Source organism: Pseudoalteromonas sp. SIMBA_162, from assembly GCF_046535955.1.
Classification (GTDB): domain Bacteria; phylum Pseudomonadota; class Gammaproteobacteria; order Enterobacterales; family Alteromonadaceae; genus Pseudoalteromonas; species Pseudoalteromonas marina.
On record NZ_JAWJBQ010000777.1, the window covers coordinates 1 to 254 of the forward strand.

General features: G+C 59.1%; 1 protein-coding gene. It reads left to right on the forward strand.

What is annotated here, in order from left to right; all coding sequences use genetic code 11:
* Nucleotides 1-107: 107 nt before the first annotated feature.
* Nucleotides 108-254, forward strand: a 147-nt coding sequence (locus R0J88_RS21800) for an NAD(P)-binding domain-containing protein (protein ID WP_410901145.1), incomplete at its 3' end; no start/stop codon positions are given.

Sequence of the window (254 nt, forward strand, 5' to 3'; positions counted from 1 at the left end):
GACAACTCGACCGCCAACATGGTTGGTTTGGTCGGCGAGTTGTCGTTCGTCCCGCCGTTCATTACTGTCGCGTCGCGGACGGATGAAAATTCCAAAAAGGAGAGAGTGTGAAGATCGGAATCATTGGCGCAGGCCGTATGGCGCAGTCGGTCGCGTGGTTGGCCACCCGTGCCGGTTATCAGGTCATGTTGAGCAATTCGCGCGGACCGGAAACCATCCAGGCGCTGTGTAAGCCGCTCGGGTGCGAAGTGGGG